The following is a 17,308-nucleotide window of genomic DNA, read 5'->3' as shown; positions in this document are numbered from 1 at the left end:
TGCTTTTTGTTTAGAATAAATAGTTGAAGAAGACACCGTTGAGAAAGGAAAAGCTCAGATAAAATAGAAAAAGTGTTACGATATCCAGTGGGAAACCTTTTAGAATTGGCGGAATTGCGGCAATTTGATTCCGTGTATGAACCCCTGACAAAGCACAAGAAAAGAGGAAATACATGCCTACAGCAACAAATAAATTGGTTAAATAATCGGTATAGGGAAATTGGGTCACAGTGGCGACCGTCAGCAAGAGCACACTGACTAGGATCGTTTTTTTTAGATCAGTCGTCAAGAAACGGTTTTTTGCTGGAACGATCAGTAAACACAAGCCCGCCGCGATCAAGGCGATGATGGCAGCACTTACCAAGTTGGTGACCACTTGATTGCCATAGACGAAACGATTTTGAAGTAAAAGATAAAAGCTTAACCCACTGAACAAGTAAGCGACCGCAATGATCCCTGAGAGGAAAACCACTCGTGTCGTCACGTTCGGTTTTTTCTCTTTGACGGTCGGCGCCAAATTTTGACAGGCGTAATTTGTGAGTAGAATGACTAGAAAGACCACTAGCCGATTGGCGATAATCATAAGGAACCCTCCTTTTTTGCGATTTAGCTCATAATTTTAAGGTTGAACGGGGTCTTTTTTCCTTCCCCTAATATGCGAAGGCGTAAGAAGCGATCAATAAGTGGGGTGAAACAATTCATGATCAAGATGGCATAGCTCATGCCTTCATTCGTAAAACCAAAGAAACGGAAGAGCACAACGAGGAGGCCAACGCCTAAGGCAAAAAGATTTTCTCCTGCTTTTGTTCCTGGGGTCGAAGAATAATCAGTCGCCATATAAATCGCACCCAACATGGCACCACCACTGATGATATGACCGATGACCGTTTGCCAACTGCCAGTAAAAAGTCCTTCTGGACCAAGGATAAAAGCAAAGAGCCCGATCGTCGCAAAGATAATCAATGGGATACGAGGGGAGATGATTTTCTTGTAAACGAGAAAAATTCCACCCAACAGTAAAAGTAAGGCACTGGTTTCACCGATTCGCCCCCCGGTAAATCCTAAAAAGGCATCTACTAGTTCAGAGCCACCCAACGTTTCTCCCGCTTTCATGACAGCTAACGGTGTAGCACCGGAAACAACATCGTTCGCTGTAGCCTGCGAAACGACATCTGGTGCGATGCTACCGAATGGTGGATCAGGCCAACTGATTAGAAACATTTGGTTATAAAACAAGCCAATCAACAGGGCTCGACCGCCGAGGGCTGGATTTAGGAAATTATAACCGATTCCGCCAAAAAATTCTTTGACGATGATTACGGCAAACGCCACCCCAATCACTGGGAAATACCAAGGAGCTGTCGGCGGGAGGTTCATGGTTAGAAGCAAGGCCGTCACGACGATGCTTAAATCGAAGCGAAACGGCCGTTTGACAAGATAGGACCAAAGACCGTCGGCAGCAAACGCCGTAGCTAGCGCAATGAAAAACAAACCGTATACCTTGAGCCCAAAAAGATAGCCAGAGAATAAAACTGCTGGTAATAGGGCTAGTACCACACACCCCATGATCTTAATGGTCTCGTCATTGCTACGAATATGGGGGCTGGGGGGCGTTTCTTGACTTTTCCGCTGTTGAAAGAGGCGCTCACTATCAGAATCCTTGTAGTAATCAGGCACTTTCCTTCGCCTCCTTTTGCAGCTGGGCAACTTTGCCTTTTGCGGCAGTGATATTGGCAGCTAAGGAACGTTTGGCTGGGCAGACGAAGGTACAGGCACCACAATTGATACATGCTTCTGCCAACAGTTCTTCACATTTTTGATAATCCCCCGCTCGATAAAACTGATCGATCTCCATCGGCATCAGGCGCATCGGACAAGCTTCGACACATTTATTGCAACGAATGCAGGGGTTTTCGGCATAGAGCCAATCGGTTTCTTCATTAAAAACAACGATGCCGTTGCTGCCTTTGGTGACCGGAACTTTCAAGGTTTTGACGGATTTTCCCATCATTGGTCCACCAAGAATCAATTTACTGGGGGCGCCTTGAAAGCCGCCGGCAAAGTCGATCAATTCTCCTGCGAGTGTTCCTAACGGATTTTTGACGATGCAGGGATTTTGAACATCGCCGGTAACGGTTGTATAGCGTTCAATCAACGGTTTGTCATAACAGACCGCTTCGGCGATGGCAAAGCTGGTGGCAACATTGATCAAGACGATGCCAATATCGGCAGTCAAACCACCTAAAGGCACCTCTTGATCGGTCAATAACTCTACTAACTGCTTTTCACCACCGGTTGGATAAACAGTTGGGACAGTAACGACTTCTATCGTGTCATCCTCTGCACTTGCGGCTTGCATGGCTGAAATGGCTCTTGGTTTGTCATCTTCGATGCCTATAATAATTTTTGGACCAGCTAATAATTTTTGGGCGATCTTTGCGCCGCGAATAATTTTTTCTGCTTCTTTTTGCATTAAGAAAGCATCACTGCGTAGGAACGGTTCACATTCAGATCCATTTAAGATCAAAGTATGGATTTTTTTTGTTTCATCAATACTGAATTTGACATGGGTGGGAAACGTTGCACCGCCTTTGCCGGCGATGCCGCCTTGACGGATTTTGTTGAGGATGGTTTCGTTAGCAGCGGATTGCCAGTCGAAGGGGACAGACAAAAAATCATTTTGGTAAGCATAATCGTTTTCAATGATGATGGTTTTTCCTTCTTCATTGTTTTGATTCGGCCAATCGACCATGTCGACGATTTTACCCGAAACAGATGCATGAATTTTGGCAGATACAAACGCATCAGTCTCAGCGATCACTTCCCCTTGTTTGACGTAATCGCCAACGGAAACGATCGGTTCCACCGGGGCACCGATATGTTGTGCTAAAGGGATAAAAACCATCGTGGGTGAAAAGGTAAGAATTTCATCTTGTTCGATCATTAATTTTTCTTTTAACATTTTTAATGGGGGACTTAGTGAAATACCGCCAGTAAATGTTCTCATAACCAACACTCCTTTCTCTCCTAAGTTTATTCTAGCATGCCGTAAAGAATCACAAAACCCAAAACGCTTACATTTCACAAGAAAAACTTATTTCGGTTGACATATGATTGTTTATTCATATATAATAAGTGTATAAATATGATTGATTGTTCATATGTTAGATGGACTAGAGGAGGTTTTGATGATGGCTGAACATACTTGTCAACATAATCACACAAAAACGGAGGGACATTCTCATACTCACGATCATGGGATTCTTCCGCGTAACGTTTATTTTGCAGGCTTACTGCTCTTTATACTGGCACTTTTTGTTCCGAACCAATGGGTGAAAGATGGTTTTTATTTTGCAGCGGTTTTATTAGCGGGCTATCACATTTCTTGGGAAGGGATCGAAGATACCATAAAAAGTACCAGAGCCAATCGGCGCTTCACACCGAATGTACATCTTTTGATGTTGTTGGCAGCGATTGGTTCCATGGTCATAGGAAATTTTAATGAAGCCGCTTTGTTGATTTTGATTTTTGCAGGTGCTCACTTCTTAGAAGAATACGCCGAGGGACAAAGTCGAAGAGAAATCACCAATCTTCTCAAACTGAATCCCACGGAAGCCCGTTTGATGGGTCCAGATGGAAAAACCAAAAAAATTGCCGCTTCAGAGATAAAAAAAGGGGATATTTTGCAAGTGCTGCCTGGTGATCAGTTAGCAACAGATGGCGTAATCCTTTCTGGGACGAGTGCCATCAATGAAGCCTCGATCAATGGGGAAAGTATTCCTCGAGAAAAGACTACAGGAGACGAAGTCTATGGGAGTACGATTAATGGAAACGGCACATTTTTGATGGAAGTCACGAAAGACAGCTCTGAAACAGTCTTCGCAAAAATTCTTTCAGTGGTGGAAGCGGCGCAATCAAATCAATCACCGACCGAAACACGAATCAAAAAAATCGAACCAATCTATGTAACAGTTGTTTTCATTGCAGTCCCTTTGTTCATTTTGACTGCACCGTTTCTATTTGGTTGGGATTGGTATACAAGTTTTTATCGTGGGATCGTAATGATGATTGCCGCTTCTCCTTGTGCTTTAGCGGCAAGCGCTGTCCCTGCTAGTTTGTCGGCGATCTCAAATTTAGCAAAAAAAGGGATTCTTTTTAAAGGGAGCAATTACTTGACTAATTTTGCTCAGATCAAAGCGGTGGCTTTTGACAAAACGGGAACATTGACTGTCGGAAAACCTACAGTCACGGAAGCCGTTTTCGCTGATACGATCGATCGATCAGAGGCAGCAGCGGTCATCGTTTCGATGGAAAAGCAAGCCAACCACCCATTAGCAGATGCGATCGTTACTTATTTCGAGAAGACAGAGAAAATACGAGAAATCGAACAGTTGACTGTCACAAACGAGATTGGTTCCGGGTTAGGTGCCGTCGCAGGAACAAAAAACTATCGATTAGGAAAAAGAACCGAAAACACCCAGTTCACAGGTTTGATGGAGCAACAGTACCGTCAATTGGAAGCGCAAGGAAAAACAATGGTCGTGTTTTCCATCAACGAAGAGGTTACGGCGATCATCGCATTGATGGATGAGCCGAACGAACAGGCAGCTTCTGTGATTCATTATTTGAAAAATGAAGGTATCCATACTGTTATGATCACCGGAGACAGTGCTTCTGCTGGTGAAGCAATCGGTCAGCGCTTAAAGGTTGACCAAGTGGCTGCCAATGTTCTTCCTGAGAACAAAGCAGAAGCAGTACGAGCACTTCAAGAAGCATACGGACAAACCGCCATGGTGGGTGATGGTATCAATGATGCTCCTGCACTCGTTCAAGCAGACATCGGCTTTGCGATGGGGGAAGGGTCAGATGTTGCGATTGAAGTAGGAGACGCAGTGATCATGAAGAATGACCTTTCACGTTTTGCATATGCCTATCGCTTAGCGAAGAAGATGGATCGGATCATTTGGCAAAATATTTTCTTCTCCATGTTTATCGTCGCGTTATTAGTCGGCTTGAATCTATTCGGCATGATGAACATTGGGTTGGGGGTATTTGCCCATGAAGGCAGTACATTGATTGTATTGTTCAACGGGTTGCGCCTTTTGCGTAAACTGCCAGAAGCATAAAAAAAGCGGCTATCGAAAGATAGCTGCTTTTTTTAATGACTGAATTGTGTCGAAGTTGGAAAATCAAAGGCATCGATTTTTTGTAATCGATTTTCGATCCTTCTTAGAATTCCTTCAGAGGATTCTAACGGTTTGATTGCATGATAAGCAGTCAGCAATAGGACTTTTTCTTTAGCAGGACGATTTTCGATGCGATAGATATTTGCTAACCGCTCAACATATTCGTAATGACTATAGTCCGTTTTATTGATCAAGAAATGCAAGAGATCTTTTGCTTTCGCATAGTCTTCTTGAAGATAGAAACTGATCGCTTCACGATACAATTTGATATCAAGTTCTTCGATTTGGTCTGGATTCGCTTTTAACGCACGCCACTCATTGATCGAGATTTTTCGTACGACTTTGCCAGTTGCATCGGTCAAAAAAATTACCGGCACATCATTTGGATGTTTTGCTTCTTGCTTGATTTTCTTCATGTCGCACCTCCCGCCTCTCAATGGACTGACTGTTTGATATCTCCTATTTTAAAAGGAATAGCGGGAAAAGTCTACATGTAGATGTTAGATTCAAAGGAAATTTTAAAACATTCTCATTTATTAAGCTCTTTTTCGTTGAAAATGGTTAACAGCGTCGGATGCCCCCATGAAAATCAAGATACCACCAAAAATTTGGAAGAACAGGAGCCAAGTCGCAAATGGATTTAATACAAGAACGAGTCCAGCAGCAATAATCAAGAGACTGATGATTAAGCTCGTGATGTAAGGTAAGCCAATGCGTTTTTGGTTAAAGCTTGCCATTAAGCGGGTGCACCCGCTGATGGTGATCATGATTCCCAAGAAAAATGGTACGATAGCAAGTAACCCTTTAGCAAAAACTAAAATAGCAGCTGCAGCGATCAATAGTAAGATACCAGAGACCGATTGCACATTGTAATAGCCCTTTTGTTTTTCTTTGTAGCTCGTATACAAGCTGATGATCCCTAGACATGCGATGTATCCGGCAACAAGATAAACGATCGTGTTAAAGACAGATCGTGGCGCGATCAAGATAATGAAGCCGAAGACGATATATACGACGGCACGAAGCAAGTCATAGCGTTGTAATTTATCAAAAAATGCATTCATGATAATTCCTCCTTTTTTTCTTATTGTACCGAATTCTGGTGAAAATAGATATCAAAAAACCTAGGAAATAGGCTAAGCCTTTTGTAACAGATCATTTTTTGGTAAAATAGGGAAAAGAAAACAGAACGGAGAGTATTATGAGTGGGTTAACGCTAATGATGTGTGCCTTTACGATTGTTTTGTACCTCTATTTATTGGTGGTACGCAAAGAGATTCACTTTCTTGCTGTTGAGCGCAAACTAAGCAAAATCGCTATTACGATCTTTTCAGTAATGATCATCGGGTCCATGTTGATGATGGATGACCAATTGGATAATCAGGTGCGAGGAATCGTTTCAGGTTTTGTCTTTTTAAGCTTTGTGCTAGACAGCCGCGGGTTAGCCCTTGATCGAATTATTGTCCATCCAATGAGTATTAAAGGGGTACTGTACCAAGAGATCGATCGGGTCGTTTTATTTCAAGAAAAGGAAGGGCAGCCTATTAAGATGAACTATTTTCGAAAAGGGATGCGGGGACCATTAATGAAATTCAAACAGCCGTTAGCTGAATTAGTGGTTTTTTTGTCGGAGCACTTGAATGAAGGAACGCCGATCGATATTCTGGTCGACCATGATCAAGGAACCAACGACTAAAAGACCCTTGATTGCTGCCGTATGTGGCCGTAATCAAGGGTCTTTTTTAGGTCGCGCATTGGATTAATGGAACACGCGGAAGCGCTCATCATCACTTAGAAATTCTTTTTCGTTCGGTTCGCTTTCTTTTGAACCAAAGACTAGTTGCGCCCGCAGTTGCCAATTTTCAGGAATTGACCATTCAGCTGCAACAGCGTCATCGATGACAGGGTTGTAATGCTGTAAGTTGGCACCTAATCCAGCTTCTTCTAAAGCGGTCCAAGCGTTCGCTTGAGCGATCCCATTCGATTGTTCCGCCCAAACCGGGAAGTTTTCTGCATAAAGGGCAAATTGGTCCTGCAAGTTTTTAACGGTATCTGTGTGAATAAAGAATAAAACGGTTCCGTAACCTGCTTTAAAGCCAGCAAGTTTTTGTTTTGTCGCTTTAAAAGCCTCGGGTGGTGTCAATGGTTCTAACGCAGCCTCTGTTAATGTCCACAGTTTTTCGTGGGCTTCGCCAAATAAAATTACAGCTCTTGGCGATTGTGCGTTAAACGCAGTTGGACTATTTTTCACTGCTTCTTTCACAATGTCTTCGATTTCTGTGTCGGAAAGAGCAACATTTTTACCTAACCCATAGATTGAACGGCGTTGTTTGATCGTATCAAGAAATTTTGTCATCGTATTCCCACCTTTTCTATTGTCATAGAGTGAAGTATACATTCTTACTTAATGTTAGTAAAACAAAATGCTTTGTAAGAAAAAAAGTCAGGCAAACGCGCCTGACTTTTTTTCTTACTGGGCATCAATGGCGATAAATTTGACAGTCACATATTCTTCGGGACCATATTTGCCATTTTCACGACCAAAGCCAGAATGCTTGACGCCGCCGAAGGGAGCCGCCGGGTTTGAGATCGCGATGTCATTGACTCCAACCATCCCATATTGGAGGTTTTGGGCTACATCCGAGATTGTTTGCAGATTCGTTGAAAAGAAGTAGGAGGCTAGTCCAAATTCCGTATCATTTGCCGCAGCGATGACTGCTTGTCGATCGGTAAATGAGATCAATGGAATCACGGGTCCAAAGGTTTCTTCATAGTAAATAGTCATGTCAGGAGTGATGCCATCAATGACTGTCGGTGCAAAGAAATTTCCTTTCTCATATTCGCCTTCAGTAAGTTTTGTACCGCCACATAAGACTTCAGCCCCTTTGTTTACCGCATCTTCCAGCTGTTCGATAACTTTTTCAACGCCAGCTTGATTGATCAAAGGACCAACGGTGGGGTTATCAAGACCATTACCGACCGTTACGGTTTCCATTTTCGCTAATAGTTTTTTAGTAAAAGCGTCTTTGACGGATTCTTCGACAAAAATACGATTTGGTGACGTACAAACTTGACCGTTGTTGCGGAATTTAGCTGCAACTAATTTTTCAGCAGCTAAATCTAAATCAGCATCGGCAAAAACGAGAAACGGGGCATGGCCGCCTAACTCCAATGAAACTTTTTTCAGAGTTGGTGCAGCTTGTTCGTATAATTTCATCCCAACTTTCGTGGAGCCAGTAAAGGTGATTTTTTTGACTTGTTCATTTTCGGTCAATTCTTTCCCAATTTCAGAAGAATCCCCTAAGACGATATTGACGACCCCGTCAGGAAGTCCTGCTTGTTGAAAAAGCTCGCCTAAAGCTAGTGCAGATAGTGGGGTTTCTTTTGATGGTTTCATAACAAGGGTACAGCCAACGGCCATAGCAGGTGCAATTTTTCTTGCAATCATGTTAGAAGGAAAGTTCCAAGGCGTGATCGCGCCAACAACGCCGATGGCTTCTTTGCGTACCAGCCAATGATTGTGTGCAGGGGCTGGAATCACTTCGCCATAGACCCGTTGCGCTTCAGCTGCATTCCAACGGAAATTGTCAACGTTGGATTGGATTTCAGCCTCCGCTTCTTTTAATGGTTTTCCTTGTTCCATACTCATAATCTTTGCCAGTCGGTCGCTTTCTTGCTCCATTAAATCTGCAATCTTGTTCATCAAATCGGCTCGTTCTCGAGGGGAGCGTTTTGACCAATCTGTGAAGGCTTTCGCGGCGGCATCGATCGCTTGCTTGGTTTCATCGATCCCTCCTTGGCTGACTTTTACGAGTTCTTCATTAGTGGCAGGATTGGTAACCGAAACCGACTCTTTTGTTCCTTCAAGCCATTTTCCGTCAATCAATAACTTCGTGGGCACTTGTGGTAACTGTTGGTTCATTTTGGCACTTCCTTTCAATAATGGGTTCTATTTCAACCGTAGCACGGATCAGAAAGTATGACAATTGATATGCAAGTCCAATGATTCCCCAAATTTTCATAAAGAACCAGAGAGGAGATGTTCTGCTTCTATCATTTTATGGTAGAATATAAAATAAGAATGTTTGTTCGATTCTTTAAAAAAAATAGTAAAAAAATTCAAGGAGTGAAGGACACGTGCAACAGATAAAAGAGCTTTTAAAAACAGTGGGATTTGTCGTGATCTTCGCCTTATTCCTCTTATTATTAAGACAATATGTCTTTACTCCTGTGATCGTAAAAGGAGATTCGATGGATCCAACCTTACATGATGGTGAGCGAGTGATTGCTTTAAAGAACACGGAAATCGAGCATTTTGATATCATTACATTCGAAGCGCCGGATGAAGAGGGGAAAAATTATATCAAACGAGTGATCGGTTTGCCGGGGGATCGGGTTGCTTATCAAAACGATACCCTGTACATTAATGGACAAGCGTATGATGAACCCTATTTGGATGAATTCAAAGCGGCTGTCACCGATGGCTTTCCTTTGACCAGTGACTTTGACATGAGTCTATTTGGTGTGGAAGTCATTCCTGAAGGCCAAGTATTGGTTTTAGGTGATAATCGCCGAATCTCTAAAGATAGCCGTCAATTAGGCTTGATCGATGAATCAACGATTTTGGGGGATGTAAAATTTGTTTTTTGGCCCATTGCCGATTTTGGCATGTTAGGAAAAGATTGAACGAGTATTACCGATTTTGTAACGTGTTTCTGAAAATGACCACTAGACAAAAACGTCGCTTTCGAAGAAAAGCTGCTCATTGTTTTTTGGGGATTTTTTAAAACTATGTAGAGAAGGAGTCCTTTCATGAGTTTACGATTTATCCTTGGTGATGGCCGTTGTCGTCATGATCAAGCTGTGATAGAGCAGGCAAAAAGCTGGTTAGAAAAAGACCATCAAGAAGTGTTTTTCCTCGTTCCTAACTACAATAAATTTGAACGAGAGCGTGAGATCCTTCAATTATTGAGAGAGGATCGCGTAGAAGATTTTGCTTCTATTCGCGCCCAAGTGTATAGTTTTCACCGTTTGGCTTGGTTTTATTTGCAGCAAACAGGATTGCTTTCGCAAAATGCCATCACTGAAAATGGTGCCTCCATGATCATGCGCAAGCTGCTTTTGGATTTAGAAGAAGAACTTGTCTTGTATCGCGGCGAAATTAATAAAGCGGGTTTTATCCAGCAGCTATTGGCCTTTTATCAAGAAATGCATACAAGCCGTTTGGGGATCGAGGATTTATTAGTTGGTGGTGCTGCCCCCAGTGCAACCCAAGATGAAGAGAAGAAATACAGTGAATTGGCGATAATTTTTCAACGATTTGAACAAGAACTTCTAGAGCGTGCTTTGCAAGTCGAACAACCGATCACCTTATTGACACGCTTTCTGGAAGGTTCCTTGCTGGGTGACTCCCGGGTGGATCAAACGATACCAACTGCTGTGTCTTTGAACAAAGCGCCAGATCTTTCCCACGCCTTATTCATTATCAGCGGTTTTTCCACATTTTCAACCCAAGAGCAACAGTTGATACAAGTACTGATGAAGAGAAGTCATGTAGTGATTGATCTTATTTTGGATCGCGGGTACCCACAAGAGATGCCCACGCCATTGAATTTATTTTATGAAGCAGGACGGACCTATTATCAGTTGATCAGTTTTGCTCGTGACAATCAAGTGAACATTTACTTAGATCAGAAACTTTCCGTCAACCAAGAGGTGGACAAAGAAGACGAGGGATCGATCCCGCAGGCATACAAGGAAGTAGAAACTTTTTGGCGGCAGACCCAATCACAAGCCAATTATCATCAGCAGACCTCCGTCAAAGACTTTCTGGCAGTCTGGAAAGTTGGGAATCCCGAAGAAGAGATCCGTCAAATCGCAGCGTCGATCCGCGGGATGATGAGTGATAAGAAACGGTACCCAACATTACGGTATCGTGATATCCAATTATTGATCGCCGAACCAGAAGTCTATCATCAGTATATTCCTAAAATTTTTACTGAGTTTGAGATTCCTTTTTATATCGATGAAGAGCAGATGATGGCACAACATCCATTGGTTGAGTTTTTGAATGCTTTTTTTGCTTGTCAATCCTATGGTTTCCGCTTAAATGATATTTTGCGATTATTAAGAACGGAACTTTATTTACCGGCAGCCTATCGCTCCGAAGCAGATTGGCTCGTTGGGCGTGACCAGTTTCGTAAGTTAGTGGATATCACTGAAAATAAAGCATTAGCCCATGACTTTCAAGGAGCGAGTTGGACAAGAAACGAAGATTGGGAACTGATCGAGTATTTACAATCGGAAGAAGAAGCAGTGGACAAAGTGGATTTGACGGCGTATACCAACCAGTTGCGTAGGGCCTTTAAGCAAGATGTTGCTGATACTCTTGACTGGCTGACGGCTGCTAGAACAAATCGAGATGCCGTAGAACTGCTGTATCGCTTTTTACTGAATGCCGGTGTCGAGCAACAACTACGACATTGGCGAGACCAGGCAATCCAACAAGCAAAATTGGATCAAGCTCGCAACCATGAACAAGCATGGCAAGCTTTAATGGATTTGCTAGATGAATATGCCACGATCTATGGAGAAGAGCCCTTTGATTTTGCGCTTTTTGAAGATGTTTTATTGACTGGCTTAGAAAATGTCACATTCGGGAAGATCCCAACAGCGATCGACCAGGTCAACGTCAACCGCCTTGATTTGGCTCGTCCAAAACAAGCGAAGATTACATTTGCACCTGGATTGAATGAAACGGCGTTGCCAAGAAAAATAGAGAACAAAACATTGTTGACGAATGAAGAACGCCAGCATTTCAACCAGTTGTTCAACGGTGAAAAATACCTTAGGGATACAGTGGTGGAAGGCAGTGTCAAAGAGCCATTTGCCTTTTATTCGGTCTTGCTTTCAGCAACGGAACACTTATCACTGTCCTATGCCGTTAATTTTGATACCCAGCAAAACATCAAGATGTCGCCTTATTTAGACCGCGTGATCAAACATTTGGATGTTCCTCTGCAAGATCGCGGCATTTTAACGCTGACCAGTGACCCGAGAGACTATGTCGGCAGTTACCGTGGCCTAATCTACCAAATCAATAACCTCAGTCAGCAAGCGCAAAAAAACAAAGAGAATATGCCTCGAGTCTGGGAGCAGCTGAAACAAGCACTGCTGCGTTCGGAATGGACAGATTTAGCTGCCCAAGTATTTGAAAGCCAAACTCATCAAAATATTCCGATTCCTTTGTCTCAAGCACAAGCTGCGGCACTATATGGACCGTCGATCTACAGTTCTATTTCTCAGATGGAGACGTTCTATCAGTGTGAATACAAGTATTTCGTCAGCTACGGATTACGGTTAAAAGAACGGGAAGTTTATGGTTTAAATCCAGCGATGACCGGTGAGTTTTTCCATGATGCGTTGGACCGCTTTGTCAAAGTCCTGATTGCTGAAAATATTTCCTTGACCCAGTTAACTGCTGACCAACGCGTGCAATTTGTGGAAGTCGTTTTGCAGGAAATTTTTGGCGAAAGCCGTTATCGCTTACTGACGAGCTCTGCTCGGATGAATTTTATTCGGTATCAATTAGGCAAGACGATTCAGCGAGTAGCGTGGGCATTAGCGAAACAAGGACAAAAAATGCATTTTAGTCCGGAAAAGACGGAGGTACTGTTCGGCCAGATCGCTGGCTCAAATGGGATCAACGGGATCGAATTGCCTTTAAGCTCTGGTGGGAAACTACATGTACGGGGGAAAATCGATCGAGTCGACACGGCGAAAACGGAAGAAGAACAATGGCTTTCTGTTGTTGACTATAAATCTAGCAGCCGAGATTTTGACCTTTCTGAAGCCTACTACGGACTTGCGATGCAGTTGATCACCTATCTCGATGTCGCATTGACGGATGCTGTCCAACTGGTTGGTTCGCCAAATGTGCGACCAGCGGGGGCATATTATCTGCATGTGCATAATCCGCTTTTGGACGGACAAGAAGCCAGTGAAGAAGAACGTTTAAAACGTTTCAAGTATGACGGGTTATTTATTGACGAACCGGCTGTTTTCCCGTTGCTAGATGAGGATGTTGAAGCCAGCAAAAATTCACCGATATTTCCTGTTCGAAAAGACAAAAACGGCGATTATCAAAAAACGACGCAGGCGAAAAACAAGTTTTATACAGAAGAAGAGCTTGAGCTGTTAAGAAAACACAATCGTAAAAACATGCAACAAAGCGGTGAGAAGCTATTAAGCGGTGAAATCGCCTTAAACCCTTCTTATAAATTAAAAGACAAAAAACGGGCGTGTGAGTTTTGTCCGTTTCGCAGCATCTGTGATTTTGATGTATTGTTGAAAGAAAATGAGTACCACCGTTTAGAAAACTTATCTAAAGATGAGATTATCCATCGCTTAAGGGAGGAAGAAGATGAGTAAGATCCCTTTAAAACCGCAAAATGAAACCTTCACGGATACCCAATGGCAAGCCATTTTTGATAAAGGGGATAATATCCTCGTTTCCGCTTCAGCGGGTTCAGGAAAAACCACCGTTTTGGTTCGGCGAGTGATCGAAAAGTTAAAAGCAGGAACGACGATCGATTCTTTACTGATCGTGACCTTTACCGAAGCAGCTGCTCGAGAAATGAAAGAACGGATTCAAGCGGCATTGCAACAAGCCATCAACCAAGAAAGCGATGAGCAAAAACGCCAGCACTTCGTCCGTCAGCTGCAGCTATTGCCGACAGCTAACATTTCTACTTTGCATGCGTTTTGTTTAACGGTGATTCGGCGTTTTTATTATTTGATCGATTTAGATCCAAATTTCCGCATGATGACCGATGAAACCGAAATTTTATTGATGAAAGAAGAAATCTGGACACAGCTGAGAGATCAACAATATGAAGCCAATGATGAAGCCTTCTTTCGTTTGACAGAAAATTTTTCTAGTGATCGTTCTGATGAAGGCGTCGGGGATCTGATCCTGTCTCTTTATGACTTTGCCCGAGCAAATCCGGATCCAGTCAACTGGCTAGCTCATCTAAGTGATCACTATATCGGTAAAGAAACCTTTGCTGAAAATATCCTGTACCAATCGCAAATCAAACCGACTTTGCAAGAAAATTTGAAGACAGCGGCGCATTTGCTGCAGTCGGCGCAAGACTATGCCCGTTCTGATGAAGCGATGGAAAAAGCGGCACAGTTGATCGATACCGAAATGGGAATGGTGGAAACCTTAAAGGCTCTGCTGGATGCAGACGATGTTGATGGCTTCTATGAGCAGATCCAAGTGTTGCGTTTTGGTCGCTACCCAGCTTTTCGCAAACCAGAACAAAAGGAACTCTCTCAAGAAATCAAGCCCTTGCGAGATGATGCAAAAAAATTGGTCGAGCAATTGAAAGTGGCCTTTCCATACCCGCCGGCTGAAATGATGGAACTGCTTCATCGATCAGCACCTGTTGTTGAGAAAATGGCGGCCATGACCGAAGCGTTTATGAAAGCATTTCAAGAAAGAAAGCTTTCAAAAGGCCGTTTAGACTTTAATGATTTGGAACATTTCACCTTGCAGATTTTACAAGGTGACGGCAGTGGAAGTGAGGCGTCGGTCTATTATCGGGATCGCTTTGAAGAAGTTTTAGTCGATGAATACCAAGACGTCAATCGGCTGCAAGAGGCAATTTTATATTGGGTGAGACAAGTTGATCATAAACCTGGCAACATGTTTATGGTGGGGGATGTGAAGCAGTCGATCTATTCGTTTCGACTAGCAGATCCGACGCTGTTTATCGAAAAATACTTGGAATTTGAAACGGAGAATGGTGGGCGGAGAATCGTCTTAGCAGAAAATTTCCGTTCTCGCTCCGACGTATTGGATTTTACGAATCTAGTATTTCAACAGCTGATGGATGAACGGGTTGGCCAAATCCCTTACGATGAGGCGGCAACCTTGATTACCGGTTTTCCTCATTTTCCAGAAAGCGATGCCTTTGCCACAGAGCTCTTGTTATATGAAAAAGAGCATGAATCTGAAGAACAATTGATTGATGACAAAACAGAAGGTGAGATGCAGATTACTGCATTGAAGATTCGAGAGTTGATTGAATCAAAATTCATGATCTATGACAAAAAAGCCAAAACAAATCGACCAATCACTTACAATGATATCGTCTTGTTGACCCCCACACGTAAAAACAATCTTGTTATCCTAGATGTCTTTAAGCAGTTTGGAATTCCGATGGCGGTCAATGATGCTCAAAACTATTTTCAGGCAACGGAGATCCAAACCGTCGTATCTTTGCTGCAAATCATTGACAATCCGTACCAAGACATCCCGCTTGTGGCTGTCTTGCGCTCGCCAATCGTCGGCTTAACAGAAGATCAATTAGCTGAAATCCGTTTAGCCAATCGTTCCGGCGACTACTACGATGCAGTATTGGATTATCATGGTCAACATGAAGCGTCAAACTTGTGGCAAACGGTGGATGGGTTTTTAGCTAAACTAAATCAATGGCGAGAAGAAGCACGCAGACTGCCGATCCCGACCTTGCTTTGGCAAATCTATGAAGATACTGCTTACTTGGATTATGTTGTGGGACTTCCTGCAGGACAGCAGCGTTATGCAAATTTAGTGGCATTGATCCACAGAGCCGAAAAATACGAAAAGAGCAGTTTCCGTGGTTTGTACCAATTCATTCGCTTCATCGAAAAAATGCAAGAAAAAAACAAGGATTTGGCGGAGCCTGTGGCTACTCCTGTAGAAGATGCCGTTCGAGTGATGACCGTTCATGCAAGTAAAGGCTTGGAATTCCCTGTTGTGTTCTTATTGGATACAACAAAATTCTTTAACTACCAAGATTTTCAAAAACGCTATATCTTTGAAGAACAGCTCGGGGCTGGAATCCAATATGTGGAACCCGCAGAAAATCTTAAATTTGAGACACTGCCGTTTCAAGCCATCAAGCAAGTTCGTTTGAAAAAAGCCTTATCAGAAGAAATGCGAAAATTGTACGTAGCATTGACACGAGCAGAGCAGAAGCTTTTCTTAGTGGGCTCCTATAAAAACCAAGTGGATGCCTTTAAGACGTGGCAATCTGGCTTGACGCAAACCGAAATGGTTCTTGACCCTGCATTGCGCCTTGTTGCCCGGGGGAGTTTGATGGATTGGGTCGGACGGACCCTGATGCGCCATCCAGATATGGAAGCAGTATTCTCTGAAGCGTCAGAGCGCAAGCGGACGATCGATCATCCTGCTCATTTTCGTCTGTCATGGTGGAATCAAGAAACGATCACGCAACAAGTCCAAGAGACCCTTGCGCCAGTCGAGGAACCTAAACGATTGCTTGCGCCAGATAGCAATATCGATGATCTTTTAAAACGCCTAGCCTATCGCTATCCTTATCAAAAAGCGACCCAAACGACTAGTTATCAATCTGTATCAGAATTGAAAAGACTCTATAACGATCCTGATGATCAACAGACCACTTTGTTGGAATGGCGGTCGGTTTCCGAGAAGACGAATCCTCAGCAATATCGCTACGTACAGGATGAATTGGCGAAACCAAAATTTCTGCAAGAGACGAAGCCTCTTGCCAGCAGTATCGGGACAGCAACCCATACGGTTTTGCAAATGATCCCATTGGGAATGAAGCCAACACAAGATACTTTGGAGCTCCTGATTGCTGAACTCGTGAAAAAGCAATTTTTTTCTGAAGAAATCGCCAAAAAAATTGACCTATCGAGCATTTTGTGGTTTTATCAAACTGAACTAGGTGAATTGCTGAACCGATCCTCTGATTTGGTGAAGCGGGAACAACCGTTTTCGATGCTAAAAGAGGCTGATACGATCTTTGAAGAGTTTGACGAACCAGATGCGCCGCTTTTGATCCACGGAATTATCGATGGCTATATTGAATTGGCGGATGAAATCATTTTGTATGACTTTAAAACAGATGATGTTTTCGGTAGTCAGGCTCAGATTGAAAAGAAAATGCGCGAACGATATTATGGTCAATTGAAACTCTATTGCCAAGCATTGGAGAAAGCGTTGAACAAACCAGTGAAACAGAACTATTTAGTGCTGTTAAAACCTAAGATGATCGTGTCATTCTAACTGATCGATCCTAGTTTCTTAC

General features: G+C 43.0%; 12 protein-coding genes. 5 read left to right on the top strand and 7 right to left on the bottom strand.

What is annotated here, in order from left to right; all coding sequences use genetic code 11:
• Window positions 1-10: 10 nt before the first annotated feature.
• Genes A5870_RS08830 through rsxC form a run of 3 tightly spaced genes read right to left on the bottom strand, consistent with a single transcriptional unit; the run spans window position 11 to window position 3,007 of the window.
• Entirely contained in the window at window positions 11-583 is a 573-nt protein-coding gene (locus tag A5870_RS08830) for a hypothetical protein (RefSeq protein ID WP_086292433.1), read from the bottom strand.
• 23 nt (window positions 584-606) lie between these two features.
• Window positions 607-1,677, bottom strand: coding sequence for an RnfABCDGE type electron transport complex subunit D (locus tag A5870_RS08825; protein ID WP_086292432.1), 1,071 nt, complete (start codon window positions 1,675-1,677; stop codon window positions 607-609).
• Window positions 1,670-3,007, bottom strand: a complete 1,338-nt coding sequence (rsxC, locus tag A5870_RS08820) for an electron transport complex subunit RsxC (protein WP_086292431.1) — start codon at window positions 3,005-3,007, stop codon at window positions 1,670-1,672. Before rsxC ends, A5870_RS08825 begins: the two co-directional genes overlap by 8 nt.
• Before the next feature lie 184 nt (window positions 3,008-3,191).
• Between rsxC and A5870_RS08815 the strand changes: the two genes are divergently transcribed.
• Window positions 3,192-5,126 carry a heavy metal translocating P-type ATPase gene (locus A5870_RS08815; RefSeq protein WP_086292430.1) on the top strand — a complete coding sequence of 645 codons (1,935 nt, stop codon included), beginning with the start codon at window positions 3,192-3,194 and terminating at the stop codon, window positions 5,124-5,126.
• 32 nt (window positions 5,127-5,158) lie between these two features.
• Here the strand turns inward: A5870_RS08815 and A5870_RS08810 are convergent, their stop codons facing one another.
• Together A5870_RS08810 and A5870_RS08805 are read right to left on the bottom strand one after the other, a co-directional pair.
• On the bottom strand, window positions 5,159-5,602 hold the full coding sequence (locus A5870_RS08810) for a hypothetical protein (RefSeq protein WP_077453448.1): 444 nt from the start codon (window positions 5,600-5,602) through the stop codon (window positions 5,159-5,161).
• A gap of 120 nt (window positions 5,603-5,722) precedes the next feature.
• Window positions 5,723-6,250, bottom strand: a complete 528-nt coding sequence (locus tag A5870_RS08805; protein ID WP_077453447.1) for an HdeD family acid-resistance protein — start codon at window positions 6,248-6,250, stop codon at window positions 5,723-5,725.
• A 137-nt stretch (window positions 6,251-6,387) separates the two neighbouring features.
• Here A5870_RS08805 and A5870_RS08800 point away from each other — a divergent pair, with 137 nt between their 5' ends.
• The gene (locus A5870_RS08800; RefSeq protein ID WP_077453446.1) at window positions 6,388-6,882 is read left to right on the top strand and encodes a hypothetical protein; all 495 of its coding nucleotides are present in this window, start codon (window positions 6,388-6,390) and stop codon (window positions 6,880-6,882) included.
• Window positions 6,883-6,945: 63 nt separating this feature from the next.
• On the opposite strand, the gene A5870_RS08795 is transcribed toward A5870_RS08800, so the two are convergent.
• Both A5870_RS08795 and A5870_RS08790 read right to left on the bottom strand, forming a co-directional pair.
• On the bottom strand, window positions 6,946-7,542 hold the full coding sequence (locus A5870_RS08795; protein ID WP_086292429.1) for a nitroreductase family protein: 597 nt from the start codon (window positions 7,540-7,542) through the stop codon (window positions 6,946-6,948).
• A 114-nt stretch (window positions 7,543-7,656) separates the two neighbouring features.
• Window positions 7,657-9,108: an NAD-dependent succinate-semialdehyde dehydrogenase gene (locus A5870_RS08790; protein ID WP_086292428.1), complete on the bottom strand. Its 1,452-nt coding sequence runs from the start codon at window positions 9,106-9,108 to the stop codon at window positions 7,657-7,659.
• Between the two features lie 215 nt (window positions 9,109-9,323).
• Between A5870_RS08790 and lepB the strand changes: the two genes are divergently transcribed.
• The 3 genes from lepB to addA all read left to right on the top strand — a co-directional run bounded on the left by lepB (window position 9,324) and on the right by addA (window position 17,286).
• Window positions 9,324-9,872, top strand: a complete 549-nt coding sequence (gene lepB / locus A5870_RS08785) for a signal peptidase I (protein WP_086292427.1) — start codon at window positions 9,324-9,326, stop codon at window positions 9,870-9,872.
• 126 nt (window positions 9,873-9,998) lie between these two features.
• Window positions 9,999-13,616 (top strand): PD-(D/E)XK nuclease family protein, encoded by a 3,618-nt coding sequence (locus A5870_RS08780; RefSeq protein ID WP_086292426.1) that lies wholly within the window; start codon window positions 9,999-10,001, stop codon window positions 13,614-13,616.
• Complete coding sequence (gene addA / locus A5870_RS08775; protein WP_086292425.1) at window positions 13,609-17,286, top strand: helicase-exonuclease AddAB subunit AddA; 3,678 nt, start codon at window positions 13,609-13,611, stop codon at window positions 17,284-17,286. Before A5870_RS08780 ends, addA begins: the two co-directional genes overlap by 8 nt.
• Window positions 17,287-17,308: the final 22 nt, after the last annotated feature.

The sequence above is a fragment of the Enterococcus sp. 2G9_DIV0600 genome (genome assembly GCF_002140615.1).
GTDB classification, from domain to species: Bacteria; Bacillota; Bacilli; order Lactobacillales; family Enterococcaceae; genus Enterococcus_D; species Enterococcus_D innesii.
Note: the sequence above shows the minus strand (reverse complement) of the source record. Positions and strands in the feature narration are given on the sequence as shown.

Bases quoted from the DNA above. Each gene is read 5' to 3' on its own strand.
- A5870_RS08805 (WP_077453447.1), bottom strand. From the start codon at position 6,250: ATGAATGCATTTTTTGATAAATTACAACGCTATGACTTGCTTCGTGCC.
- A5870_RS08815 (WP_086292430.1), top strand. From the start codon at position 3,192: ATGGCTGAACATACTTGTCAACATAATCACACAAAAACGGAGGGACAT.
- addA (WP_086292425.1), top strand. From the start codon at position 13,609: ATGAGTAAGATCCCTTTAAAACCGCAAAATGAAACCTTCACGGATACC.
- A5870_RS08780 (WP_086292426.1), top strand. From the start codon at position 9,999: ATGAGTTTACGATTTATCCTTGGTGATGGCCGTTGTCGTCATGATCAA.
- A5870_RS08810 (WP_077453448.1), bottom strand. From the start codon at position 5,602: ATGAAGAAAATCAAGCAAGAAGCAAAACATCCAAATGATGTGCCGGTA.
- A5870_RS08830 (WP_086292433.1), bottom strand. From the start codon at position 583: ATGATTATCGCCAATCGGCTAGTGGTCTTTCTAGTCATTCTACTCACA.
- A5870_RS08795 (WP_086292429.1), bottom strand. From the start codon at position 7,542: ATGACAAAATTTCTTGATACGATCAAACAACGCCGTTCAATCTATGGG.
- rsxC (WP_086292431.1), bottom strand. From the start codon at position 3,007: ATGAGAACATTTACTGGCGGTATTTCACTAAGTCCCCCATTAAAAATG.
- A5870_RS08800 (WP_077453446.1), top strand. From the start codon at position 6,388: ATGAGTGGGTTAACGCTAATGATGTGTGCCTTTACGATTGTTTTGTAC.
- A5870_RS08790 (WP_086292428.1), bottom strand. From the start codon at position 9,108: ATGAACCAACAGTTACCACAAGTGCCCACGAAGTTATTGATTGACGGA.